This window comes from Vibrio sp. HI00D65 (genome assembly GCF_001635455.1).
Classification (GTDB): Bacteria; Pseudomonadota; Gammaproteobacteria; order Enterobacterales; family Vibrionaceae; genus Vibrio.
The window spans coordinates 1-432 of record NZ_LWEH01000119.1; the positions used below are offsets into that span (position 1 = coordinate 1).

General features: G+C 47.5%; 1 protein-coding gene. It reads right to left on the reverse strand.

Annotation, left to right across the window (positions count from 1 at the left end; translation table 11 throughout):
- The coding region (locus A3712_RS10190) for a PTS transporter subunit EIIC (RefSeq protein WP_197465812.1) at positions 1-432 on the reverse strand (432 nt) is incomplete at both ends.

Below are 432 nucleotides of genomic sequence, written 5' to 3' on the forward strand. Positions count from 1 at the left end.
GAGATGCGTCATCAGCAACTAGGTAACAAGTAAGAACACCATTTTGAGTTTCGCCAGCAGCGTTTACACAAGTACCAGCTTCGAAGAAGAATGGTACGTTCCATACGTGGTGAAGACCAAATGGAATTAAAGAACGCTCAACGATACCGTAAATACCAAACGCCACTTGTGGGTTTTGGTGAGCAGCCCAATCAGAGAACGCAGAGATAGCGCCGCCAACTGGTGGCCATACTACAGATAGTAGGATTGCTAGACCGATCGCAGAGAAACCTGTGATGATTGGTACAGCACGCTTACCAGCGAAGAAGCCAAGGTACTCAGGAAGTTGAATACGGAAGAAGCGGTTGAATGCCCAAGCAGCAACACCACCGACTAGGATACCACCTAGTACACCAGTATCGATTTTATCAACGCCCATTACACCAGCCATTA